The 25711-nt window shown below is 61.6% G+C and carries 17 protein-coding genes; 12 read left to right on the top strand and 5 right to left on the bottom strand.

The annotated features are described in order from the left end of the window. Positions 1-119: 119 nt before the first annotated feature. The 3 genes from pgi to nhaC all read right to left on the bottom strand — a co-directional run bounded on the left by pgi (position 120) and on the right by nhaC (position 5021). Positions 120-1739: a glucose-6-phosphate isomerase gene (pgi, locus tag PP263_RS10320; RefSeq protein ID WP_308368344.1), complete on the bottom strand. Its 1620-nt coding sequence runs from the start codon at positions 1737-1739 to the stop codon at positions 120-122. A 737-nt stretch (positions 1740-2476) separates the two neighbouring features. Further along, positions 2477-3541 carry a DUF3549 family protein gene (locus tag PP263_RS10315; protein ID WP_308368343.1) on the bottom strand — a complete coding sequence of 355 codons (1065 nt, stop codon included), beginning with the start codon at positions 3539-3541 and terminating at the stop codon, positions 2477-2479. After that, the gene (nhaC, locus tag PP263_RS10310) at positions 3525-5021 is read right to left on the bottom strand and encodes a Na+/H+ antiporter NhaC (RefSeq protein ID WP_308368342.1); all 1497 of its coding nucleotides are present in this window, start codon (positions 5019-5021) and stop codon (positions 3525-3527) included. The genes PP263_RS10315 and nhaC overlap by 17 nt, the downstream gene beginning before the upstream one ends. Positions 5022-5348: 327 nt before the next feature. Here nhaC and PP263_RS10305 point away from each other — a divergent pair, with 327 nt between their 5' ends. The 6 genes from PP263_RS10305 (at position 5349) to PP263_RS10280 (ending at position 12783) form a co-directional block, all read left to right on the top strand. After that, on the top strand, positions 5349-6521 hold the full coding sequence (locus tag PP263_RS10305; RefSeq protein ID WP_308368341.1) for a 1-acyl-sn-glycerol-3-phosphate acyltransferase: 1173 nt from the start codon (positions 5349-5351) through the stop codon (positions 6519-6521). A gap of 98 nt (positions 6522-6619) precedes the next feature. Beyond that, positions 6620-8779: an ATP-dependent DNA helicase DinG gene (dinG, locus tag PP263_RS10300; RefSeq protein ID WP_308368340.1), complete on the top strand. Its 2160-nt coding sequence runs from the start codon at positions 6620-6622 to the stop codon at positions 8777-8779. Positions 8780-8860: 81 nt separating this feature from the next. Continuing rightward, a complete protein-coding gene (locus PP263_RS10295; RefSeq protein ID WP_308368339.1) occupies positions 8861-9184 on the top strand; it encodes a YqcC family protein in 324 nt (107 codons plus the stop codon). Between the two features lie 173 nt (positions 9185-9357). Next, positions 9358-10050 carry a RimK/LysX family protein gene (locus PP263_RS10290; RefSeq protein ID WP_308368338.1) on the top strand — a complete coding sequence of 231 codons (693 nt, stop codon included), beginning with the start codon at positions 9358-9360 and terminating at the stop codon, positions 10048-10050. An 80-nt stretch (positions 10051-10130) separates the two neighbouring features. Beyond that, a complete protein-coding gene (locus PP263_RS10285) occupies positions 10131-11663 on the top strand; it encodes a UUP1 family membrane protein (protein WP_308368337.1) in 1533 nt (510 codons plus the stop codon). Positions 11664-11778: 115 nt separating this feature from the next. Beyond that, positions 11779-12783: an alpha-L-glutamate ligase-like protein gene (locus PP263_RS10280; RefSeq protein ID WP_308368336.1), complete on the top strand. Its 1005-nt coding sequence runs from the start codon at positions 11779-11781 to the stop codon at positions 12781-12783. 48 nt (positions 12784-12831) lie between these two features. Here PP263_RS10280 and PP263_RS10275 read toward each other — a convergent pair whose 3' ends face one another. Continuing rightward, a complete protein-coding gene (locus tag PP263_RS10275) occupies positions 12832-13794 on the bottom strand; it encodes a winged helix-turn-helix domain-containing protein (protein WP_308368335.1) in 963 nt (320 codons plus the stop codon). A gap of 383 nt (positions 13795-14177) precedes the next feature. Here PP263_RS10275 and PP263_RS10270 point away from each other — a divergent pair, with 383 nt between their 5' ends. The 4 genes from PP263_RS10270 to PP263_RS10255 all read left to right on the top strand — a co-directional run bounded on the left by PP263_RS10270 (position 14178) and on the right by PP263_RS10255 (position 19642). Next, the gene (locus PP263_RS10270; RefSeq protein ID WP_308368334.1) at positions 14178-16802 is read left to right on the top strand and encodes a TonB-dependent receptor domain-containing protein; all 2625 of its coding nucleotides are present in this window, start codon (positions 14178-14180) and stop codon (positions 16800-16802) included. Between the two features lie 103 nt (positions 16803-16905). Beyond that, entirely contained in the window at positions 16906-18492 is a 1587-nt protein-coding gene (locus tag PP263_RS10265) for an FAD-dependent oxidoreductase (RefSeq protein ID WP_308368333.1), read from the top strand. 29 nt (positions 18493-18521) lie between these two features. Next, complete coding sequence (locus PP263_RS10260; protein WP_308368332.1) at positions 18522-19181, top strand: c-type cytochrome; 660 nt, start codon at positions 18522-18524, stop codon at positions 19179-19181. After that, the gene (locus PP263_RS10255; RefSeq protein ID WP_308368331.1) at positions 19181-19642 is read left to right on the top strand and encodes a Rid family hydrolase; all 462 of its coding nucleotides are present in this window, start codon (positions 19181-19183) and stop codon (positions 19640-19642) included. Before PP263_RS10260 ends, PP263_RS10255 begins: the two co-directional genes overlap by 1 nt. Before the next feature lie 431 nt (positions 19643-20073). On the opposite strand, the gene PP263_RS10250 is transcribed toward PP263_RS10255, so the two are convergent. Beyond that, positions 20074-21237, bottom strand: coding sequence for an acyl-CoA desaturase (locus PP263_RS10250; RefSeq protein WP_308368330.1), 1164 nt, complete (start codon positions 21235-21237; stop codon positions 20074-20076). Between the two features lie 537 nt (positions 21238-21774). On the opposite strand from PP263_RS10250, the gene PP263_RS10245 reads away from it, so the two are divergent. Further along, complete coding sequence (locus tag PP263_RS10245) at positions 21775-23385, top strand: ATP-binding protein (protein WP_308368329.1); 1611 nt, start codon at positions 21775-21777, stop codon at positions 23383-23385. Between the two features lie 82 nt (positions 23386-23467). After that, the gene (locus PP263_RS10240) at positions 23468-25675 is read left to right on the top strand and encodes an EAL domain-containing protein (RefSeq protein ID WP_308368328.1); all 2208 of its coding nucleotides are present in this window, start codon (positions 23468-23470) and stop codon (positions 25673-25675) included. The last annotated feature ends 36 nt before the right edge of the window (positions 25676-25711 follow it).

The raw sequence follows: 25711 nt of genomic DNA, 5'->3' as shown, positions 1-25711 counted from the left end.
GTTTTACAACTACTGCGCATGCGTCCGGCGGCGTTCGTGTACCACTTGTACACTGCGCTGCTTTCGCTCTGGCGACCGCCGCCAGGCACCTGCTCTCCACAGTGTGAAACCGTTTCTACTCAATTGTCGGGGAGCAGCATCCTCACCAGCCCCTGGGTAGAACCGTCCCAATCCTTCGGTAACTCTCCCTGCGCCGCTTCGAAGATGCGGCTGCCGAGCTGTTTGCCCAGTTCCACCCCCCACTGGTCGAACGGATTGATATCCAGCAGGAAACCGTGCACGAACACCTTGTGCTCGTACAGCGCCAGCAGGGCGCCCAGGTTGTGCGGGTCCAACTTCTGCAGGATCAGAGTGTTGCTGGGGCGGTTGCCCGGGACCACCTTGTGCGGGGCGAGGGCGTGGATATCCCGGTGGGTGTGGCCCTCGTCCTCCAGTTCGCGCCGGGCCTCGGCCAGGGTCTTGCCGCGCAGCAGCGCCTGGCTCTGGCTGATGCAACAGGCCAGCAACCACTTGTGCTGTTCTTCCAGCCCGGAGGTGGGCTCCTTGATGGCGATGAAATCCGCCGGGATCAGATCGGTGCCCTGGTGCAGCAACTGGTGGAAGGAGTGCTGGCCATTGCTGCCCTCGGTGCCCCAGATCACGCTGCCGCTGGGGTAATCGAGCGGGTGGCCCTCGCGGTTCACACCCTTGCCCAGGCTCTCCATGTCCAGTTGTTGCAACCAGGCGGGGAAACGCGCCAGGCGCTGAGCGTAGGGCAGCACCACCTGGCTTCCGGCGTCCCAGCACTGGCGGTACCAGAAGTGGATCAGCGCCAGCAATACCGGCAGGTTTTCAGCCAGCGGCGCCTCGGCGAAATGCCGGTCCACGGTGTGGGCGCCGGCCAGCAGTGCTTCATAGGTCTCGAAGCCGCAGGCCAGGGCGATGGGCAGGCCGATCGCGGACCAGAGTGAATAGCGGCCGCCCACCCAGTCCCACATGGGAAAGATATTTTGCGGGGCTATGCCGAAGTCCTGGGCGGCGACGATATTGCTGCTCACCGCGACAAAGTGTTGCTCCAGCTGATCTTCCCGGCAGCCCGCATCCAGTATCCAGCGGCGCGCGGAGAGTGCGTTCTGGCGGGTCTCCAGAGTGGAAAAGGATTTCGAGGCGACGATAAACAGGGTCTGCTCCGCGGGCAGTCGCGACAGGGTGTCGCTCAGGTCGGCGCCGTCGACGTTGGCCACGAAATGCACACTGATATCTTCCCGCTGCCAGGGGTACAGCGCCTCCACGGCCATGCGCGGGCCCAGGTCGGAGCCGCCGATGCCGATATTGACGATATGGCGGATGGGCTCCCCGGAGAAGCCCCGCCAGCGGCCGCTGTGTACCTCTTCAGAGAACCGCTTCATCTGGGTGCGGCAGTCGGCCACCGCCCGCTCGTGTTCGTTTTGCGGTTCGCCCTGGAAGCGCAGAGCGGTATGCAGGGCGGGGCGGCGTTCGGTGTTGTTCACCTCGGCGCCCGCCAGCAAGTCGGCGATCGCCTGCGGTAATCCGAGCTGTTCCGCGCAGTCCAGCAGCAGCTGCAGGGTATCGTCGCGCAGGTGGTTCTTGCTGTAGTCGAGATAGAGGCCCGCAGCTTCGAGGCTGAAGCGCTGGGCCCGGTCGGGATCAGTGGCGAACAGTTCGCGCAGGGACCATTTGTGTTGCTGGTAGTGGGACTGGAGTCGGGCAATGGCGGCGGAACGGGATTCAGTTGTCATAGCGGTGCGGATTTATTGGCTCGTAAAAAGCCGCTTATGCTAGCCGCAAACGGGCCTGTCGGCCAGTCTTGGAAGAGTTCAAACAGGCTCTCAGCAGGTTTTTCACCCTATGTTGCCAAAAGCCCCAAAATACGGTGGCGTAGAAAATGCAAATGCCGCTTCGAAAAGCGGCATTGCTAGGCTTGCCGGAAAGTAATCTTACTTGACCACTTTCATGCAGCGGACATTGTCGGAAGCCATCCAACAATCTGCGTCTGCGGGGCAGGCCATTGACAGCGGAATTTGTTCAGAGCCCGGAGGGCAGTAAGCCGGCGGGACTGGCGCTGCACAGCAACCTGCCAAAACCAGTGCACTGATAATTCCGATTAAGTACTTGGCTGGAGTGAAATTCATCCCCTAACTCCTTTCCGTTGATGTTAGCCATTAGCATAGACAATAAAACGTCACCTGTTTGGTCTGCTTTGTAAAAATCTTTTCTACAAAGATACCGCCCAATGGAGTGTAATAGGCGCACGGTTAAAATAACCGCCAGGGGGAAAGTCTGGGTAAATTTTGTGCCAGTTTGGCGTGACAAAATACCTAAATTTGAAGGGTTATCCGCCAAATCGCTCTGTAGACTATTGCGGAATTTTCGAAAATTTTTTTTGTAAAAAACTGTATAAAAATTTCTTTAAACCCATGGTGGCTTTGCGCGTCAAAATATTTTTGTGTTGCCGGGGCGCCCCAAGGTATCCGGGCTAGTGGGTCGGCAGCGAGCCCCGGAGCAGTATTCCGAATGCGCGCGCCAGGGATTCCGGGCGCGCCGGGTTGCGCAGTGCCCCCAGCAATACCGGGCGCACTTGGGGCAGGAACAGCAGGTCGGTGAGCAGCAGGTTGAAAGTTTCCTGGTCCAGGTTTTCCGCCAGCGCGGCGAGCCAGGGCTCGGCAATTTCCGCTCGCTCCAGATCTCGCGGACAGCGGCTGCCGATGGCCGCCAGTACTTCTCTGTCGCGCCCTGCGGAACCCTGCAGGACTTCGCGCAGAAATTCCCGGCGCAACCCACCGGCGACAGAATGGGAAATGCCGCGCACGGCGGCGGCCACCGGGGTGTAATCCGCGGCGCCGCCGGCCAGTTGCGAACGGGCGCGGTCGATGATCCCCGCCGCCAGCCGGTGATCGATGGCCTCGTTCTCCAGGCACTGGCACAGATTGATAAATACCGGAGCCGCCAGCCTGACCATTCTCTGTTGCAGCAGCGCGCCGTGCTCTTCCCAGCGCGCCGCCAGATCGGCGACGCCCTGGAGGGCCAACCGGTCCCAGGGCCGGGTGTCCGGGTCGCGGCAGTACTCCAGCGCCGCGGCGTAGTGCTCGCTGGGAGGCCGCTTCAGCAACAGGCCGGCCCGGGCGTGGAAGCTGGCGCGGCGCTCCGGCAGCGGATCGAATACCAGCTCGCTCCGGTCCAGGACGCTTTGCAGGCGCGCGGTCGGGTCCCCGCCACTGTCGGCGCACAGTTGCTGTGTGAGCTGGCGCAGAAAGCCGTCGCGCACCGGCAGTTGCAGTTTTCCCTGTTCATCAAGGGGCAGGCGCAGAAACCAGACCGCAGGTTCTCCGCCTTCCTCCGGCCACAGCAGCAGCCCTGTCCAGGCGTGGCGCAGGTAGGGGTGCGGCCAGGGTGAGCGGCCGGATTCGAAGGCCTCTGCCTGGGTGCGGGTCAGCGGCTGTACCCGCCGTCCCAGATCGAACCAGCGCAGCTTGAACTGCGCTCCGGCGATCAGCTCGCCGAGGGTGCCGCTCTCCCCCATCGCACTACTGCGGCTGGGCATGTGCCTGTGCCACGGCGGAAGTGTCCGCGCCGGCAGACAGCGGCATCTGTTTGAAGTGGAACCAGCCGTAGCCGATGGCCAGCAGTGGGCAGAGGAGGTTGAACAACGCGAAGGGCGCGTAAGTAAAGGTGGCGATGCCCAGGGTGGCACTCATATAGGCGCCGCAGGTATTCCAGGGAATCAGCACCGAGGTGATGGTGCCCGAGTCCTCCAGGGTGCGCGACAGGTTGAGACCGTGCAGCCCCTTGTCGGCGAACGCCTCGCGGAACATGCGCCCGGGGATGATGATGGCCATATACTGGTCGCCGGCGGCGGCGTTCATGCCGAAGCAGGTGAGCACGGTGGAGGTGATCAGGCCGCCGACGGTTTTTACCCCCGACAGGGCCCAGTTGACGATGCGCTCCAGGAAACCGGCCCGCTCCATGGCGCCGCCGAACGCCATGGCGGAGATGATCAGCCAGATGGTGTTGAGCATGCTGCTCATGCCGCCCTTGGACAGCAGCGCCGCCACATTCTCGTTGCTGGAGGTGGACTTGTAGCCGTCGAACAGGCTGATCCAGGCGCCTTTGAGCAGGTCCAGGGCACCGCCTTCTCCCCCCGCCAGGCGGCGAGTGCTCTCCGGTTCGAAAATCACAGCGATAACACAGCCCACCAGCGCGCCGATAATCAACGTGGGATAGGCGGGAATCCTGCGCCAGGCCATAAACAGCAGCAGCGCCAGCGGCAGCAGGCTCACGGCGGAGATATTGAATTCGTCCTGCAGGGCGTTCAGCATCAACTGGATATCCGCGGCGGAGGCGCTGCCGGTGTCGGCGGCGAGGCCGATCACCGCAAAGGCCACCAGGGCCAGCGCGAATGCGGGCATGGTGGTCCACAGCATATGGCGGATATGCAGGAAGAGGTCGTTGGAGGTCACCGCGGCGGCCACGTTGGTGGTGTCGGACAGCGGCGACATCTTGTCGCCGAAGTAGGCGCCGGAAATCACCGCGCCGGCGGTGATCGCCGGGGACAGGCCCAGCGCCCCGGCGATGCCCATCAGTGCCACGCCCAGGGTGCCCGCGGTGGTCCAACTGGAACCGATGCTGAGGCCGACCACGGCGCAGATAATACAGCTGGCGGCATAGAACCACTGCGGCGATAGTATCTGCACGCCGTAGTAGATCATCGACGGGACGGTGCCGGCGAGGATCCAACTGCCGATCAGCGAGCCCACCGCCAGCAGGATCAGGATGGCGCCGAACACCAGGCCGATGCCGTGCAGCATGCCGCCTTCCATATCGTTCCAACTGTGGCCGTTCTTCATGCCCATCAAGGCGGCCACGCCGGCACACAGCAGCAGGGCGATCTGGTTGGGGCCGTAGGAGGAGTCCTCGCCGAAGAAGAACACGGACAGCGACAGCAGTGTGATAAGAATCAGTAGCGGGATCAGCGCATCCAACAGGGTTGGATTGCGGGGCTCGGCGGAACTGGGCTGGCTCAAGGGTTACTCCTGGAGTACTGCGGGGCCGCGGAGGCCCGGAATCATTATCGTTATCGTTGTTTTTGCCGTCGTCGACGGGATTAGCCGCCTATTCTCCCGGCTGTGGCCGGGGAAGTCCACTTTGGCGAGGTCAGTGGTTGGTGGCCAGTGGTGAATTGAATTTCGCTGGTCCGCATCCATTCCGCCCATCGCCGACCACTGGCAGTTCTGCGGCGCTTCCGGTATGTTCTGCGCCCTGCCCGGCGTCCCCGGCCGGGGTAGAGTTCCCGTCCACAAATAAGCAAATTAAGAAAACCGCGCTTTGCGGCCAACTGGTGTAGTGAGTGCATGAGAGCGAGTGAGTTGGATCCCGCCCAGTTCGAGGATATCCGTCCCTACCGGGACGACGAAGTGCGCCCGGTGCTGGACCGGCTGATCGCCGATCCGGAGATGTCCCGCGCGTTGGCGCACTTCCTGGTGCCGAGTGCGGCGCGAATGCTGGAGCGCCCGGTGGCCTGGCTGGTGCGCCAGTTCGTGCGTTTCGAACTGCGCAAGGCGCGGGATGTGCGCGGCGTACAGGAAGTGGTCGACAAGTACGTGGACCGCATCGTCGAGCGCACCACCAGCGAGTTCTCTATCTCCGGCCTGGACAGCCTGCCGCGGGACCGCGCCTGCCTGTTTGTGAGCAACCACCGGGATATCGCCATGGACCCGGCGCTGTCCATCGTGGCCATGTTCCGCGAGGGCCACGAGACGTCGCGCATCGCCATCGGCGACAATCTGCTCACCAAGCAGTTCGCCACCGATCTCATGAAGCTGAACAAGAGCTTTGTGGTCAAGCGCCAGGCCGGCAGCCGCCGGGAGAAACTGGCCGCGGCCACCCAGCTATCCAATTACATCTATCACTCCGTAGTGAACGACAACGAACACGTGTGGATCGCCCAGCGCTCCGGGCGCGCCAAGGACGGCATGGACCGCACCAATCCGGCGCTGGTGGCGATGTTCGCGATGACCAAGGACAAAGAGACCCCTTTGGCGGAGTTCTGGCGCAAGCTGCATATAGTTCCTCTGTCCATCTCCTACGAGTGGGACCCCTGCGATGCCAGCAAGGCCAAGGAGCTGTATATCACCGAGCACCAGGAGGAGTACCGCAAGGCCGAGCACGAGGACCTGGGGACCATCGCCCGCGGGATCACCGGCCCAAAGGGGCATGTGCACGCCGCCTTCGGTACGCCGATCGAGGGGGACTTCAACGACGTGGCCTCCGTCGCCGAGGAGATCGACCGGCAGATTATCGGCAACTACGTACTGCACCCAACCAACCTGATCGCCTACCAGATGCTCTACGGCGAGGCGCCGGACCTGCCGGTCTCCTATCCGGCCCGGCCCTGGCACCCGGACGAGCATGAGGCGACGCGGCAGAAATTCGAGAAGCGCATGGCGGACATCGATGAGCGCTGGCGCGAAAAGGCCATCCGCGCCTACGCAAACCCGGTGGTCTCGCGCCTTGCGTATGAATAGCTAGAGAGTAGGATGGGCAAAGCGAAGCGTGCCCATCAGACAAACCTGATGGGCACGCTTCGCTTTGCCCATCCTACAAATTGACTCACCACCACACAGTGCTCAACCAAAAAGACAAAGAAACCATCCAGGCCGCCTACAGCCGGTTCCTCTCCGGGCGCGAACTCAAGGCCCGTTACGGGCAGAAGCTGATGGTCGCCGCCATCGCCCGCACCCTCGGCGGCATTGCCCGGGCGGCGGGCGGCGAGCGCGATTGCGACAAGACCGACGGCGAGCATATCTGCGTGGTGGAGGCGGGCACCGGCACCGGCAAGACGGTGGCCTACCTGCTGGCCGCCATTCCGCTGGCCCAGGCGCAGGACAAGAAACTGGTGGTGTCCACCGCCACCGTGGCCCTGCAGGAACAGATCATCCACAAGGACTTGCCGGAATTGATGCGCCACAGCGGCCTGCAGTTCGACTTCGCGCTCGCCAAGGGGCGCGGCCGCTATCTGTGCCTGAGCAAGCTGGACCAGCTGCTGTCGGAATTCAGTGCCGGCGGTGCGGGTGTCAGCCTCGCTCTCTACGAGGACGAAAAGCCCCAGGTGGGCGAGGAGGGGGTCAAACTCTACCGCGAGATGGCCGACAAGCTGGCCACCGGCGGCTGGGACGGCGACCGCGACAACTGGCCGGATACCCTGGAGGTGGAGGACTGGAGCCGGGTCACCACCGACCACCGCCAGTGCAGCGGCCGCCGCTGCCCACACGTAAGCAATTGCAGCTTCTTCCGCGCCCGCGAGAGCCTGGGCAAGACCCAGGTGATCGTCGCCAACCACGACCTGCTGCTGGCGGACCTGGCCCTGGGCGGCGGCGCCATACTGCCACCGCCGGAGGAGACCATCTATGTGCTGGACGAGGCCCACCACCTGCCGGACAAAGCGCTCAATCACTTCTCCCACCACAGCCGCGTGGGCGCCACCACCGGCTGGCTGGACCAGGCGAACAAGAACCTCGGTCAACTGCTGGGCGAAATCGGCGACGGCGGTGAGATAGACCGCTGTGGCGAACAACTGCCGGCGGTGCTCAGTTCCGCCAAGCTGTCCATGGAGCAACTGTGGCCGCTGATCGAGGACATTTGTGAATTCGAAGACCCGCGCGGCGGCACCTCGTCTTCTCCTGGCCGCGGCGCTCGCCACCGCTTTGCCGGCGGCGTGGTGCCGGAGGTGCTGATGGAGCTGGCGGAGAAGCTGCGCGAGGACTTCGATGAACTGGAGTCCCTGCTGGACAAGATGCTGCAGTCCGCCCAGCGACTGCTGGAGGACCCCCACAGCCCGGTGCCGGCGGTGGACCTGGAGCGCTGGTATCCGATACTGGGCAGCTGGTACGGGCGCGCCGAGGCCAACCTGCAGCTCTGGGCCAACTATTCCAGATCTGACGCCGAGGGCGCGCTGCCCCAGGCGCGCTGGGTCACCCTGGTGGACTGGGGCGGCTCCACCGATTTCGAGGTATGCAGCTCGCCGATCCTCGCCGGCAAAACCCTGGAGTACAGCCTCTGGCGCCGCTGTTTCGGTGCCGTGCTCACCTCCGCCACCCTCACTGCCCTTGGGCGCTTCGACCGCCTGAAAATGCGCGCCGGCACCCCGGACAACGCCAGCTACCAGGTGGTGCCCAGCCCCTTCGACTTTTCCCGGGCGGAGTTGCGGGTGCCCGCCGCCGCGGTGGACGCGGGCAATGCGGACGCCCACACCAACGCGGTGATCGATGCGCTGCCGGAACTGCTGCAGGACTCCGGCGGTGCACTGGTGCTGTTCTCCTCCCGCCGGCAGATGGAAACCGTGTACGAGGCGCTGCCCGGCACCTGGCGCAACCGCATCCTGGTGCAGGGGCAGCGTTCCCGCCAGCAACTGCTGGAAATTCACCGGGAGACGGTGGACGGGGGCGGCAGCAGCGTGCTCTTCGGGCTCGCCAGTTTCGCCGAGGGCCTGGACCTGCCCGGCGACTACTGCCGCCAGGTGGTGATCGCCAAGCTGCCCTTCGCGGTGCCGGACGACCCCATCGAGGCGGCGCTGGCGGAGTGGATCGAAGCCCGCGGCGGCAACCCGTTTATGCAGATCACCGTGCCCGACGCCGCGCTCAAGTTGGTACAGGCGTGCGGGCGCTTGCTGCGCACCGAATCCGACAGCGGCACCGTGATCCTGCTGGACCGACGTATCGTCACCCGGCGCTACGGCCGGGCTATCCTGGATTCACTGCCGCCCTTTACCCGGCGGATCGAATAACTGGCCGGAATCCGGCCCCTCTCCCGCTTGCGAGAGAGAGGGGTTGGGAAAGAGAGCAACCCGCACAATAATAGTTTCGCTATGCAGTCGATTTACTCAGACGTCGCCGACCAATTGCTCCAACTGGAGGTGGAACTGCGCCGCCTCGACCTGTGGCAGGCGGAACCGCCCCCCGCTGAGGCCCTGGCCAGCCGCGAACCCTTTTGCGTGGATACCCTGAGCCTGCCCCAGTGGCTGCAGTTTGTGTTCCTGCCGCGCATGAGCCTGCTGGTCGAGCGGGAACAGCCGCTGCCGCGACAGTGCGGTATCGCACCCATCGCCGAGGAGCACTTCAAGGACAAAGCCACAGCCGCCCCCCTGGTAAAGCTGCTCGGCGACATAGACGCGCGCCTCCGGCTCGGCTGATTTCTCCCGTCGGAGAACCGCGAGCTGTCGAGCAGTCGCTGTTCAGATCCCGGGCGGATAGGTTACTATCCGGCCTTTGCAAAAAAGGGGGCAGGGATTTCCCGATATCAGAAAATGCAGGGACAAGCTTTGCACACAGGGGTGGCCGAGAGGCCCTAAGGTAGTATTTAAGAATGCGGATTTTTCCCATTTTGTCGCTGTTGCTGGCCTCCCAGTTGCTGGTGGGCTGTGAAATGTTGCAGCGTCAGGCACCCGGGAGACAGGCTCCGGCGGCCGAGCCGGCCACAGGCGAAGCCGCCACCGATATCCCGGAGGCGCAGTGCCCGCCCCCGGTGGAGCTGGCCTGCGCCGAGCCGGAAGTCAAAGTGGTCGAGCGCATTATCGAACGCACCCGGGAAAGGCTGGTCGAAGTGCCGGTGGCAAAAGACAAGCTGGTGCTCGGGTCGGTGGAAACCGTGGCTATAGAGCCCGGTGGCCTGCGCCTGCGCTCGCTGGTCGATACCAGTGCTCCCACATCCTCCCTCAGCGCGCAGAAGCTGACGCCCTTCGAGCGGGACGGCAAGGACTGGATTCGTTTCGAACTGACGGACCCGGACGAGAAAAAGGCGGAGCCGGTGACGATCGAGCTGCCGGTCAAGCGTTTTGTGCGCGTGACGCGCCCGGGCTTCGACAGCCAGCGGCGGCCGGTGGTGGAGATGAGCCTCACCGTGGGCGAGGTCACCCATATGGTGGAGGTCAACCTGACCGATCGCGGCGCTTCCGACTACCCGCTGCTGGTGGGGCGCAACTTCCTCAAGGACGCCGCGGTGGTGGACGTGAGCCGCCAGCACGTGCAGGGCCGACCCCGGGACCGCTCGTACAAGTAGCCCCGAAATACTCGTCCAGATAACAACGTTCGGCGCTGCGCCTATCTTCGCGCGCCAGTAGAAATTATGGAGATTGGCGGATGTCGCCGCGCGCTCAGGTTTATATTATCGCTGGGCTGCTTGCGCTTATGGGTGCGGGCCTGACGATTTACAAAAACATTGAATTGGGCTTCCCGCTGCTGCCGGGGGAGTATCGCACCGTCTGGACCATCGAGGCCAAGGTGCGTTTCACCGCCGATGACGGCCCGGTCAAGGCCGCGCTGACCCTGCCGCGGGAACAGCGCAATATGGAAGTGCTGAACGAGAGCTTCAGCTCTTCCGGCTACGGCTTCAATATTGTCAGCGAGGACGACGAGTACCGCGCCGTCTGGTCGCGTCGTTCAGCCTTCGGCCCCCAGTCGCTCTTTTACCAGTTGGACGTTCACCAGACACCGGGGGCGGCGCTGGAGCAACCGCTGGATTTGAGTACCCAGGTACAGAAACCCTTTCTCGGCGCCCGCGAACAGGAGGCGGTGCGTCTCGCCATCTATTCCCTGGTGGACAGCGCGCGGGAGCGCTCCTCGGATACCGAGACCTTTACTACCCAACTGCTCATCGCCCTGGGCGACAGCCGCAACCAGGATCGAAACCTGATCTTCGGCTACTACAAGGACCGCTCCCTGGTGGACGTGGCACTGGTGGTGCTGTCCGCCGCGGAAATACCCGCGCACCGTATCCGCGGCCTCTACCTGGAGGACGACCGCCGGCGCCTGGACCCGGAGGACCTGCTGGAGGTCTACGACGGCGAGCGCTGGGTGGTGTTCGAGCCCCACAGCGGCTTGCCGGGCGTGCCGAAAAAATTCTTTATCTGGCAGCGCGGCGGCAAGAGCCTGCTGGACGTGGAGGGCGGGCGCAATTCCAGAGTGACCTTCTCGGTGATCTCCAACGATGTGCCTGCGCGGGAAGTGGCCATGCGCAGCACCAGCCGGGAGAAGGAAGCGCTGGTGGATTTCTCCATCTACAGTCTACCCATCGAACAGCAGAGCATTTTCAAGCTGATCCTGCTGGTGCCGGTGGGTACGCTGGTAGTGGTGTTACTGCGGGTCTTTGTGGGCATTCGCACTTCCGGCACCTTTATGCCGGTGCTGCTGGCCGTCGCTTTTATCGAGACCCGGCTGTTCACCGGCCTGTCGATCTTTGTTTTGATCCTGGTGCTGGGGCTGTGGGTGCGCTTCTACCTCAGTCGGCTCAATTTGCTGTTGGTAGCCCGGATCGCCGCGGTGGTGGTCGCGGTGGTGATACTGATGGGCGCCATCAGCGTGGTGAGCTACAAGCTGGGCATCGAGCAGGCGCTCACGGTGACCTTCTTCCCGATGATTATTCTGGCCTGGACCATCGAGCGCATGTCCATCGTGTGGGAGGAGGACGGCCCCTACGAAGTGGTGGTGCAGGCGGGCGGCAGCCTGCTGGTGGCGGTGCTCGCCTGGTGGGTGATGACCAACCGCTACGTGGAGCACTGGACCTTCAACTTCCCGGAACTGTTGCTGGTGCTGCTGGGTCTGATCCTGATAGTGGGCAACTACACCGGCTTCCGCCTCGGGGAACTGATGCGGTTCCGGCAATTGGTACGGTAGCAGATGTAGGGTGCGCTGCGCGCACCGGGAAGCAGCGACTCTTGCACCGGCCCCGATAACGGTGCGCACGGCGCACCCTATGGCACCAATCATGAGATTGCATTTGGATTAGCAGATGGGTCAGGTCTCGATATCGCAAATCTTCGGCAAGCTGCGCGGCGGTTTCGTCTCGCCGCTGTTGTTGCGGCGTATGGGTGTGCTGGGCATGAACGCGCGCAATGTGAACTATATCGCCCGCTATAACGACCGCGACAAATTCCCGGTGGTGGACGACAAACTCAGTACCAAACGCGCCGCGGCGCGTTACGGTATCGCGGTGCCGGACCTGATCGCCGCTTTCGACACCCAGCCCAGCCGTCGGCGGGTGATGGAAGTGATCGAGCCCCTGTGGCAGTTCGTGATCAAGCCGGCGAGGGGCTCCGGCGGCAAGGGAATCCTGGTGATCGCCGGACGCAATGGCGATAAATACGTGAAAACTTCCGGCGCGGAAGTGACCGCGTTGGATATCCTGCGCCACGTGAGCAATATTCACAGCGGCCTCTACAGCCTGGGCGGCAAGCCGGACCGGGTGATGGTCGAGGCACTGGTGGATTTCGATCCGGTGTTCGACAACTACTCCTTCGAGGGGGTGCCGGATATCCGCGTGATCGTCTTCCGCGGTTTTCCGGTAATGGCCATGCTGCGCTGCTCAACCCACGCCTCCGACGGCAAGGCCAACCTGCACCAAGGGGCCGTGGGGGTGGGCATCGACCTTGCCAGCGGCAGATCCTGTCACGCGGTACAGCGCGGCCTGCGGGTTTCCCAACACCCGGACACACAGATGCCGTTCGGCGAACTGGTGGTGCCTGGCTGGCGCGATCTGGTGCGGCTTGCCGCGAGCTGCTATGAAATGACCGGCTTGGGTTACCTGGGTTGCGACATAGTGCTGGACCGCAAGCGGGGTCCGCTGCTGCTGGAGGCCAATGCCCGCCCGGGATTGGCGATCCAGATCGCCAACGGCGTGGGTTTGCGCAAGCGGCTGCAGCATATCGAAAGCCTTGACGTGGAACAGCTGGAAAAAAATGTAGAGGAGCGGGTGGCCTATTCCATGAACCAGTTTGCCGCCAAGGGGAGCGATTAGAAAAGGGAGGTCGTCCGGCCTGCAACCCGATCGCCGGCAGTGCAGTTTTTATTGGCCCGCAGCTTTGGAGTCGCCTTTCGCGAACTGTTCATAGGTTGCCGAATTCGCGGCGTTCAGGCTGTATTCCGGGACTTTCCCGTTGTCGTCCTGCTCGATATCCAGCGCCGTTGCAATATTGAATGCGGCGCTGGAGGCAATGTAGTCCTGTATCGCAAACAGGCTCTGCTCCGATATTTCAAAATCAAATTTTTCAGAGTATTCGAATAAGCCGTCAGAGCTTCGAACCAGGTGCACCAGCACGCGAAGGCGGTCATCGTCCTGTAAAAGGTTGCCCCTGACAAGGTGGTCGGTCCCGGGAGGAGGCTGTTCGCGCCTGCTCCCGCTGATGGAAATGATTTTCAGCCGCTTCGATTTCGAGAGCCGGTCAGCCAGATTACTGGTCAATCCATCGTTGAGAACGCGGTCCACCGAGGACACATTTCCCTCGTGTGTAAACCGTTCTATTCCCACCGTAATGACATCCGTATTTTTCTTCGATGCCGGTTCCCTCATCAGCCACCCAAAAACTGCCAACACCAGTGCCGCGCTCAAGCCGACAGCGAAGTAGTCGCCGAATTCGATTACCCGTTTACCCATAGTGGCCAAGTGTTTTCCGTTGTCCTCAGAGGCGGATGCGGGAGATATGGGACTGGGTGCGTGGAGGAGTTTGTACCCTCGTCGCGGAAGGGTTTTGATATAGGTCTGGCGACGCACATTGTCGCCCAGGGCGCTGCGTAAATCCGCTATCGCCTTGTGCACCGCGTGGTCCGAGGCAACCGGGCTCCAGAATTTATTTAACAGCTCATCACTGCTGATTACCCGATCGGCGTTTTCCGCGAGATAAATCAGGACCCCCATATTCTTGGGGGTGAGTTTGGTCTCTTCATTATGGCTCCCCACAAGGATGCAGCGATCAGCCGATATACCGAAGGAGCCGATATAAAAATCTATCCCGGGATTATTGCCTTTCATGTCGCACACCAATGTCGCCGTTAGGGAGGGATGTCGGTCGCATCCGGTGCTCTGGCGATCAGGCACCTTTTTATTGTGTTGTGCTGACAGCGTCTGGCCGGCCGCACCTGTCTATCCCATTAATCGACGGTGCAACTTCCATGCCACCTTACCCCGCATTCAGGTGTGGGAGCTAATTGGGAGGAATATAGGAGGTTTGCAGGAGGACTTTCAGGGTCCTTCGGGCATACAAATGTTCCCGTCCCGCACCGCCGATAGGCGTGCGACCAGGCAGACACAAAAGAGCGCGAGATCTTCTGTGCCTGGTAAAGGGCAGGCGGGGTGCTTCGGGCTGTTTTGCCTGTAAGCCGTTCTGTTCGATTATTTGGGGAGCTAGTAGAGAAATGAATAAGTCCAATCCCGATCTGTTCAAAATGAGTGCCCTGGCACTCGCCGTGAGTTCCACTCTGGGCGTGGGGGCGCCCGCTTTCTCCCAAGAAGATGCCTATCAGATCATGGAAGAGGTCGCTGTAACCGGCAGCCGGGGGCGGCCCAGGACGGTTTCCGATTCCCCCGTGCCGGTGGATGTTTTCAACAGCGATACGATCGAGGAGGTGGCCTATACGGATACCAACGATGTCCTCAAGACCCTGGTCCCTTCCTACAACGTTTCACGGCAGCCGATCAACGACGGCAGCACTTTTATCCGCCCCGCCCAGTTGCGGGGCATGCCCACGGACAAGACCCTGGTGCTGGTGAATTCCAAGCGTCGGCACCGGGCCGCATTGGTGGAGATCGGCGGGGCCGGCACACAGGGGCCGGATATAGCCACTATTCCCACCGCCGCGCTCAAAAGCGTGGAGGTCCTGAGGGACGGCGCCGCGGCCCAGTACGGCTCGGATGCCATTGCCGGGGTGATCAATTTTATCCTCAAAGACAACAGCGAGGGCGGCAGTCTCACCGTGGAGGGCGGGGACTACAGCGAGGGTGACGGTGCCCAGACCACAATTCAGGGAAACTGGGGACTAGCGCTCGGCGCCAACGGTTTCCTCAGCCTGTCCGGCGAGTGGTCGGAAGCCGATGCCACAGAGCGCGGCGAGCAGTACTGTGAACCCTGGTTCTGCCTGGATCAGTCCAATCCGGTCTACGACTCCACGGCTTCCTATACGGCCTATACCGAGGACGAGGATTTCATGGCGGCGACCGCCGGTGCGAACGTAGGTCCGGGGGATCATGTGCAGCCGTGGGGCCAGCCGAACAGCGAAGCGACTCGGCTGTTCTTTAACAGCGGCTATGAACTGGGCGCGAATTCCGAATTCTACGCCTTCGGCAACTACTCCAGGAGCGAAGCCGACGGCAGCTTCTATTACCGCTATCCCGGCAATGGGACCATCGAGGATCTGCGCGAGGCGGACGGCTCCATTTACAGCCCCTTGGAAAAGTTTCCCGGTGGATTTACCCCACGCTTTTTTGGCGAGGTCTACGACTACTCGCTGGTGGCCGGATGGCGTGGCGAATTTGGCAGCGGCCTGAGTTACGATTTCAGCGCACGGAGTGGAAACAGCGAAGTCGAATACACCTTGGTCAATACGGTCAACCCATCAATGGGGCCGGATTCCCCCACTTCCTTCCGCCCCGGTGACCTGATCAACGAAGAAATGCAGGTCCAGGCGGATTTCTCCTACGAGATCGGTACCGATGCAGTGGGCCCCGTGCTGCTGGCGTTCGGTGCCAGCTACCTGGATGAGTCCTATGAGATTGTGGAGGGCGAGGAAACCTCCTACGTTGCCGGCCCCTATGCGGTAACAGACCCTTGGGACCTGTGCAACGACGACGGTACCGCGACCGTCGCGGGCCTGAGTGCCATCGGCAGTGGTTCCAGCCTCAACTGTGCCGACCCGGAAGACCCGGTGTACCAGGTGGTGGGTGTGGGCTCCAATGGATTCCCCGGCTACTCCCCGGAGTACTCCGGTACCTATTCGCGGGATTCCTACGCCGCCTACCTGGATATCAGTGCCGATGTGACCGATCGCCTGTTCCTGCAGGGAGCCCTGCGCTACGAGGATTACTCCGATTTCGATTCCGAGGTGGTCGGCAAGCTCGCCGGCAAGTTGAGCATCAACGAAAACTTCGGGATTCGCAGTTCGATCGGCACCGGCTTCCGGGCGCCCACTCCGGGCCAGCAGGGCACCACAAATGTATCCACCCGCCTGCCCAACGGCCTCCCGGTGGCGACCGGCCTGTTCCCGGCCAGCAGCGATGTGGCACTCGCCCTCGGTTCATCGCCATTGGAGCCCGAGACATCCACCAACTATACACTCGGCTTTACCTCCAGCCTGGGCGAGTTGGATGTCACCGTGGATTTCTATCATATCGCCATCGAGGACCGCACCTATGCAATCTCCACCCTGGACGTTTCCACGGATCCGTCGGCGGGGGATGCCTACAACAACTATCTGGCCCTGGTAGGCGCTGGTGTATCCGGAGCCGAAACCATCGGCGGCGTATTCTATTTTGCCAACGCCTTTGACACGGTCACCGAGGGTGTGGACATCGTCGCCACCTATCCGTTGGACTGGAGCAACGGTTCCTCGACCACGCTGACGGCTTCTTTGAACTATAACACTACAGAGTTCGATTCCGACCCCAGTGAATTCCTCAACGAGGAAGACCAGTTCGATTTCGAGAACCTCAACCCGAACTGGCGCGGGGTGTTTACCGCGCGACACTCGTTCGGCGACTTGTCCCTGATGGCCAGGGCCAATTATTACGGCTCCTACGAAAACTCCAATGCTGCGGATGACGGCCTGGCGGTGCAGGAGTTCGATCCGGTGGTGATGGTGGATATCGAGGGCAGCTATCAATTTAACGAGATGTATTCCCTCGCCGTCGGCGGACGCAACATTTTCGACGAATACCCGGAGAAGGACGAACTCGACGATTACTGCTGTGGAGCCTCTTATCCCACCGACACAGCGGTCAGTTGGCAGGGCAGTTTTTACTACCTCAGGCTGAACGCGGATTTTTAGTTGAATGGAATTTGATGTTCGGGATCGGTCCGTGTGGGGCTCCCCACCGGCACCGGCCTGAACTTCAAAGCTTGAGATTTGTTATGACCTCCGGGAGGTACTCGTGGAAAAATTCGTCAGCCGAAGGGATTTTTTACAGCTTCTGGGCCTCACATTCGGCAGCGGCGCCCTGATAAAGACCGGCTCCGCGCTGGGGATGCTTCCGCAGGCAACCGCTGTCGCCCAACCGGATACCGCGCAACTGGGGAGGGTCAAACGACGGGTAGCCATACTGGGCGGCGGTATTTCCGGACTCACCGCCGCCTATGAGCTGATGAAAGCCGGTCACGAGGTTACCGTTCTGGAAGCTTCCCATCGCGCTGGCGGCCGAGTTTTCACCGTGCGCCACGGCGATCTGATCGATGAGATCGGCAACCGACAGTACTGTGAATTCGACGATGAGCCTCACCTCTATTTCAATGCCGGTGCCGCGCGCATTCCCAGCACTCACCGCAGCGTGTTGCGCTATTGCCGCGAACTTGGGGTCGAGCTGGAACTGTTTATCAACGAGAATAAAACCGCCTACTTCCAGGACGACGGGATCATGGGCGGCAGGCCGATAAGAAATGCCGAATACAGCACTAATGTGCGCGGCTTTCTGGCGGAGCTGTTCTCCAAGTCACTGACACAGGCGGAGCTCGACGGGCCGTTTGCGGAGGGCGAGATCGAATCCCTGCTGGAAATCATCCGTTCCTTCGGCGACCTGAGTGAAGACCTGCTGTACAAGGGCAGTCTCCGCGCGGGTTATGCCAGCGGTGGATTCCTGGACCACGGTACCCAGAAAGATATGATTGCGTTCAGGGATCTGATGCAGTCCGAGTTCGTGCAGTTGTCACTGACGGCTAACGAAGGGGAGACCGGCCCCGTACTGATGCAACCCGTCGGCGGCATGGACATGATTATCAAAGGTTTCCTGCGCCAGCTGGGTGATCGCGTTAAATATCGCGCGCCGGTGACGGCGATCACCATCAAGGACGACGGCGTGGATGTGGTCTACGGCCAGGACGGCGCGCGCGAGCTTTTGCAGGTGGACACTGTGTTCAACTGCATTCCCTCTCACCTGCTGACCGGCATTCCAAACAACTTCCCGACCGAGTACCTGCAGGCCATGGAGCATATCCGCCGCGGTCGGGCCTACAAGGCGGCATTCCAGGCCAGGACCCGTTTCTGGGAGGACGAGGATATCTATGGCGGCATCACCTGGGTCAACGCACCCATCAGGCAGATCTGGTACCCGCCACATGGTATTCATAAGGAAAAAGGCATTGTCCTCGCCGCCTATGACTTTGTCGGCGGAATGCATTTTACCAATATGACCCAGGGGCAGCGCATCGAAGCGCTGTTGCAGCAGGGGGAAAAAGTGCACCCGGATTATCGCCAGCAGGTCGAGAAAGGTATCACCATCGCCTGGCACCGGATCAATCATATGCTGGGTTGTGCCGCCCGCTGGACTGAAAGCTACCGGGCCCTCAACTCCACTGAGGAAGCCATGATGGCGACCCTGGTACAGCCGGCGAACGGGCGGCATTACTTTATCGGCGATCAGGTGAGCACGCATGTCGCCTGGCAGGAAAGTGCGATTCAGTCGACGCACCGCGCCCTGGCCGACTTTGCCCACCGGCTGCAATCCACAGCTACGCACGCGGCCTGAGGTCGTTACTCGGAGTTCCGGAGAGAATAATGACCACCAGACTGTTTACCTCAGCGCTGTGTTTGATCGGCCTGATGTCCGGGCCGCTTATTGCGGCTGAGCCGGTTCAGCCGCAGGCCCCTTACGACCATCGGTATTGCACCACATGTCACGGTGTCGATGGGCGGGGCAACATCGGGGTGCGCGCTCCTCGACTGGCCGGTATGGAGCCCTGGTATTTGAAGCGGCAGCTGGAAATGTTCCGCGCGGGTGTGCGAGGGAAGCACCCGAAGGACACAGAGGGGCTGGCTATGCAGCCCATGGCGGCCAAGCTGTCGGACGAGCATATCGCGGATATTGTCACCTGGGCCGGAGGGTGGTCCGTACAGTCTGCGCAGGGCACCCTGCAGGGTGACGTGGCAGCGGGGGAAAAACTCTACAGGACTTGTGCCGTCTGCCACGGCGCCGGGGCCGGCGGCAACGAGGCGCTGGGCGCTCCGGCCCTGGTGGGGCAGAGTGACTGGTACCTGCTGACCCAGCTCAGGAATTTCAAAAATGCCTATCGGGGCGGCCACCCCAAGGATACTTACGGCGCACAGATGCGCGCTGCGGTACAGGCCTTGCCAGACGACAAAGCCATGGTCGACGTGATCAGTTATATCAATCAGCTCGAGCCAGTTATCAAACCAAGCGAAAAGGTAGGTATGTAATGAAAAAAATAGTGGGTTCTCTGCTTCTGTCGTGTTTATTCAGCGCCGGAGTACACGCGGCGGAGATAAAGAGGGAGGGAGAGGGAAAGCTTTTCTACAAGACCATTTCCATCCCGGCGGGCGCCGAGACCCTCTACCTGAGCGGCTCCGGTGCCTCGCCCGAAGAGGATGGCAGCTGGGGGGATATGGAGGCGCAGGCGATCAGCACCTTCGAGAAATTCAAAGAGACACTGGAGAGCCAGGGCTGGTCCATGTCCGATATCGTGCAGGTGCGCGCCTTTGCGGTTGCCGGCCCGGACGGCAAGCTAGATTTTGCCGGCTTCAACCGCGGCTACCAGAAATTTTTTGGGACGGAAGAAAACCCGCAAAAGCCGGTGCGGTCCTTCGTTCAGATTGCGGGTTTGGTGGTCGATGGCTGGCTGGTGGAAATAGAGATTCGCGCTGCGCGTGTACCGGACTAATCCCCAAGACAAAAAGTGGGCAATCCTGTTCATTTAGGTAATGGACGTGATGTGAAGATCCTGATGTCGAGGGCTTTTTGCGGGACCGTCGGAGGCATGGATGCCGACGCCGAGCGTACAGGGAAGTATTCACAGCGTGTCCCGCAAAAAGCCCTCGACAGCAGGATCGCCCAGTCGCTTGATTCGTAGCCATGGGCGACCCTGCTACCGGGTACTTCCTTGCGAGACACGCCGTGAATACGTCCCTGTAGGCTTGTCCGCGAGGTCCCTCTCGCAGACAGTCTCGCAAGGAAGTACCCGGCATCAGGGCCTTCGCATCGAGGTTATTACCTTGTAGGATGGGCAAAGGAGCGCAGCGACGTGCCTGTTTTCCGACTGCATGGAACAAAAAAGCGGGCTCAAAGACCCGCTTCTCGCTTTTGTGGCAGACGTCACGCCACCTGCGCCGGACACAGGTGGAACTGCTCCATCATAATATTCAGCCGTTTGCGCTGCATTTTCAGGCTGTATTCCAGTTCCTTCACCCGGGTGCGGATCGCCGCACTCTCCCATCTGGCCAGCAGGCGCTCGCGGGCATTTTCGTAGCGCTGGGCCTGCAGCTCCTTCCACTCCGCCAGGGCCGCGGAAAACTGCTGGGCTTCCTTTTCCACCAGTTGGCGCCAGCTGTCCCGATGATTGGATTCCTCCAGTTTCCGCTCCGCGCGCTTGAACTGCATGGTGAGCATGGCGCGCTGGATACGCATCGCCGGCACCGTCTTCAGGTTGTGTGCCAGGCCCAGCCAGCTCGCGGTTCTGATCAGCCACTTGGTGGGGTCCCAGTGGTACCAGCGGATGCCGTTGCGGTAATCGGTCTGAAAGATGTGGTGGTAGTTGTGGTATCCCTCGCCGAAGGTGAGGAACGCCAGCAGGTCGTTGTCCCGCGCGGTGTTCTCATCGGTGTAGGGACGGCGGCCCCACATGTGGGCCAGGGAGTTGATAAAGAAGGTGGTGTGATGATTGACCACGATGCGCAACACGCCGGCCAACAACAGCATGGCGACGATATCGCCGGTGAGCCATCCCAGCAGCAGCGGCAGGCCCAGGTTCATGGCCAGAGTCAAGGGGACATAGTGGTTGTGCTGGAACATCACGATCTTGTCCCGCTGCAGGTCCTTGGCGTTGTCGAAATCCTCTTGGCCGCTGGGGTAGTCCCGCAGCATCCAACCGATATGGGAAAACCAGAAACCGCGGTTGGCAGAGTAGGGATCGCGCTCGTTGTCGTCCACGTGGCGGTGATGGCGGCGGTGGCCGGAACACCAGACCAGCGCGCTGTTCTGCAGCGCAGCGGCCCCAAACAGGGCAAAAAACAGCCGCAGGGACCAGTGGGCCTCATAGGTGCGGTGCGACCACAGACGGTGGTAGCCGGCGGTGATGGAGAGACCACACAGGGCGCCATAGACGGCGAAGGCCAGCCACTGGTACCAGTGATAGCCGTAGAGCACGCCATACAGCGGCACGAGGATCAGCGCCGCCAGGGCTGTGCTGGCAAACAGGATGGTGGTGACCCACAGGCGCGGCGGCGTCGCGGGCTGCGGGGTCTCGGATACTGCATTCATAGTACAACCTTTCAATATGCTACAGCGGTGCCCGGGAAGAACAGGGTAATAGGTATATAGCCCGATTCGGCGGAGTCCGCTCAAGGGGTGATCCTACCCCATCCTCTGGACCCAAGACACCCCAGTTCCAGAGTTTGAGAACCCACTAAGAACTTTGGGTCACATTGCGCAGCTTTGGTGCGCCCCCCCGGTTTTTGGCGCCCCGCTGGTTCACGCGACTCCCCGCCGGGCCCGGAACAAGGCCACAGAGGCCCCGTGGAGACGGGTTTTGCAAACTTGGCACAGCGATTGCTTTAACAATAACTGTGGGCCGCAAGGCCCGCGCTCCGGGAATCCATCACGGGTTATGGCAAAAGTTATTAATGCGTGACTTCCCGTTTTCTCTCATCATCGCTGATTATGGCCCCGCTTGCGGGGCCCTTTTTTTTGAGGAGCACTCAACTCTCACTTTGTGAGCAGCTTCGGCAGTGCAATCCTGTACTCTTCCCCTGTGCGGGGATAAGTGTTTCACTAGCCGGTAACTGACTGGTAACCATAGTGATCCGAGTGCTCGAGCGACCCTCTTCCGGACAAGCCGCATTCCCGCTGCAGTTGGCTGCACCACAAGTGCCGGGCCCCGAGTCCGCGCAACCGACTTATTTGCAACGCCTGCTGCAGGCACTTGCCGACATCGGTGATGGCCTCTGGGAGTGGGATCTGCGCAGTGATGAGATAATCCTGGATCGGGTCTGCTGGGCCATCCTCGGCTTCGAATTCAGTCAGGTGGACACGGAAGGCGGAAGCCCATTCGCCCAGTGGAAGAAGCGCACCTTGCCGGAGGACCTGCCCCGCGTCGAGCAGGCGCTCGAAGACCATGTTCGCGAGCGGCTGCCGCTGGATGTGGAGTTCCGCCTCTGGCACCGGGACGGCGGTATCGTCTGGGTGCGCTCCCGCGGCCACGTGCAGCGAAACAGAGACGGCGAGCCCCAGCGGGTGCTGGGGGTGCTGCAGGACATAACCGGCAGCCGCGAGGCGCTGGCGCGCGCCGAGCACGAGCTGAGCCGGCAGCGGCGGGAGAATGACAATCGCGCAGACCTGCTGTTCAGCCTGAGTCACGAACTGCGTACCCCCCTCAATGCCATCCTCGGCTACAGCCAACTGGTGGAACTGGACCAGAGCCTGAATCCGGACCAGCGCCAGCGCATGGGTGAGATCCGCCGCGCCGGCCAGCACCTCCTGCACCTGGTGGGCGACGTGCTGGAACTCGCGCGTATCGACAGCAACCGCCTGGCGCCATCCATGGAGCCGATGCAGCCGGCTGCCGTGGTGGAGGACTGTACCCGCCTGCTGGAGCCGCTGGCGGAAACCCGCCGGGTGAACCTGATTTTTGAACCTCTGGGCTGGGAATCGGCGTATATCTGTGCCGATCCGGTGCGCTTCAAGCAGGTGGTGCTGAACCTGGCGGGCAATGCGGTCAAATACAACTACGAGGGCGGCCGCGTGGTGATCAACTTCGCGCCCCAGGCGGAGGGCTGGCTGCGTCTCAGTATCCTGGATACCGGCCGCGGCATTCCCAACGAGAAGCGTGTAGAGGTGTTCGAGCCCTTTAACCGTCTCGGCGCGGAGAAGGGACAGATCGAGGGCACTGGCGTTGGGCTGGCCATCGCCAAACGGCTCACCGAGGCAATGGGCGGGCGTATCGACTTTGACAGCCACGAGGGGCAGGGTTCGATTTTCTGGATAGAGTTCCCCCTGATCGACGCACCGGTTGAGGTGATGCAGCTGTCAGCGCAGCCGGCGGCGACACTGTACCTGCCCCCCTGCCGACTGTTGCAGGTGGACAGCCGCCCCAGCGGAGTCAATCGCCTGAAGGGGCTGTTGAGTGGATTTCCCCAGGTCCGGCACCTGGTGGCGGCGGATGCGGTCGAGGCGATTTTCACCGCGCGCACCCGGAACCCCGATATCGTGCTGTTCGATGCGGCGCTGCCGGGAATGTCCGGTGCGGAAATGGCGCATATTCTGCGCGAGGACCCGCTTACGGCGGGTATCCGTTTTGTCGCGGTGGGCGAAAGCAGCGGGGACGCGTGCGATGCGGCGCTGCCCGCGAACTTTGATCTGGCGCAGTTGTGTCAGGTGGTGGAGAAATGTATGGAGGTCGGGGACGATTGATGCCCATTTTCGGAAACTGATCCCTCCATTGCAGAAAAATTACCTTCCGATACCAAATAACCCCGGATAGTGGATGTCTGGTATGCAGTCACAATCTCGCCAATCCCCTATTATCCCGGCAGTGCTGTTGGCGGTGTTGAGTGCTGTTTTCTATACCCTGTGTAAAAAATTTCTCAGCGGCGGCAACGGCGGTGCGGCAATCTGGTTTGCCGACGCAGTCGCCATTGCCTTTCTGTATCGTCACCGCTACAGGCACTGGCCGCTGCTGATCGCCGCCTTTCTGTCGGCAATTATCGCCGCCGGGGTGGGAGTCGGTTTCGGTATTCTTCTCGCCATCCAGTATGCTCTCGCCTGTCTCAGCGAGGTACTGCCCGCCGCGCTGCTATTGCGTCGATTCTGCCCGCGGGAGGATTACTTTGATGGCCTGTGGCCCTGGGCGCGCTTTACCCTGCTCTCCGCGGTACTGCCGCCCCTGTGCAGCGCTGCGGTCGGCGCGGCGGTGGCGGATGCCTCTGGACGGGGAAATTTCTCCGAGGTCTTTCCCCCCTGGTATATCGCCGATGCGGTGGGCATATTGGTGCTGTTGCCCATCGCCTTGCAGTGCCGGTGGGACACACTGCGCAGCCTGTTCCGCGGGCCGGACCTGCGCAGGTTTCTGCTGGTGGGTGCGTGGGCGATCAGCAGTATCCTGCTGATACTGCCACTGGCAACATACCCCTTTGTTCTTGTTAGCCTCCCTTTGATCTGGGCGGCGAGCAGGCTCAAGCTGCTGGAGGCCCTGGCGGTCATATTTGTCGCCATACTGCTGATGTCGCTGCATTTTGCAGGCATCGATCGCACGGCGCAGGGCGAAGGCTTTGTTCTCTTCCTGGCGGTGTTCGCCTCCGCGATACCCGCCTACGTGATGGCGGTCTCCGCAAACATCGAGCGTCACCGCAATGCGCGCATCGTGGAGATGGAGAGCGACCTCAGTTACCGCGCCTCCCACGACGACCTCACCGGCCTGCCCAACCGCGAGGCTTTCGAGCGCGAACTGCTCGAAGCCATAGGCAGCGCGCGAGAGAGCGGTGAGCGCCACGCGCTGGTCCATATCGACCTGGACGGCTTCAAGCTGATCAACGACAGCGCCGGCCACCTGGCGGGGGACGCGCTGTTGCAGAAAATCAGCCGGCAGTTGGGCGGCCTGCTGCATGCCACGGACCGGGTGGCGCGGCTGGGAGGAGATGAGTTCGGCCTGCTGTTTTTCCGCAGCACCAAAGAGCAGGCCCGTTCGCGCTGCGAGGAACTGCTGCGGGGAATCACCGCCCTGCGTTTTCCCTGGAGAGGGCGGGTCTACGGCGTGGGTGCCAGTGCCGGCATCACCGAAATCAACCGTCACAACAGTCGCCTGGAGGACCTGCTCAGTCAGGCGGATGTGGCCTGCTATTCGGCCAAGCGCGCGAGCCGCGGCACCGTGATGCTCTACGAAATAGCGCGGAGCGCCGCCGCCGAGCAGCACCGGGAAATTATTATGGCCTCGACTATTCGCGAGGCGCTGGACCGGCGTCGCCTTGCACTCAGCGCGCAGTCCATTGTCCGCGCCGCGGACGTCGGGTCCGTAGATCACTACGAAATCCTGGTGCGCATGCTGGACGATCGCGGCGAACCGCTGATGCCCGCGGCATTTATTCCCGCCGCGGAACGCTACGGCCTGATGTTGCAGATCGACCGATGGGTCGTGGACGAAATTCTGCTGCGGCGGGCGCACCAGGTGGCCGGTGCGGGGTTCAGTTTCTCGCTGAATATTTCCGCGGAGGCATTGGGGGATTCGGGGTTCCAGCGTCACCTGATCGAAATGCTGGAACACACGCCGATTCCGATGCGGCGTATCGGTTTCGAGATTACTGAAACTGCGATGGTCAATCAGATGGACAGGGCCAGTGAATTTGTCGCCTCGCTGCGACGGATGGGATGCAAGGTGGCGCTGGACGATTTCGGCAATGGCCTCAGTTCCTTCAGCTATCTGAAGGCTTTTGCCATCGATTTCATCAAGATCGACGGTAGCTTCGTGCGCGAGATGGAATCCAACGTTGTCGATCCGATCATTGTCGAATCCATTAACCAGGTTGCGCACCGCCTTGGGGCGCGCACTATCGCCGAGTATGTGGAGAGCGCGTCTGTCGCTGCGCTGTTGCATTCGATCGGAGTGGACTTTGTGCAGGGGTACCATATCGGCCCGCCGCTCCCCTTGGAACAGCTGTTGCACGTCGGTACCCAGTTGGAGAATAGCGGAAGGATGGAATTGGGGTAAACATCGACATAATTAAAAAACTGGCGCCAGGATAGT

The sequence above is a fragment of the Microbulbifer sp. TB1203 genome (genome assembly GCF_030997045.1).
Taxonomy (GTDB): Bacteria; Pseudomonadota; Gammaproteobacteria; order Pseudomonadales; family Cellvibrionaceae; genus Microbulbifer.
Note: the sequence above shows the minus strand (reverse complement) of the source record. Positions and strands in the feature narration are given on the sequence as shown.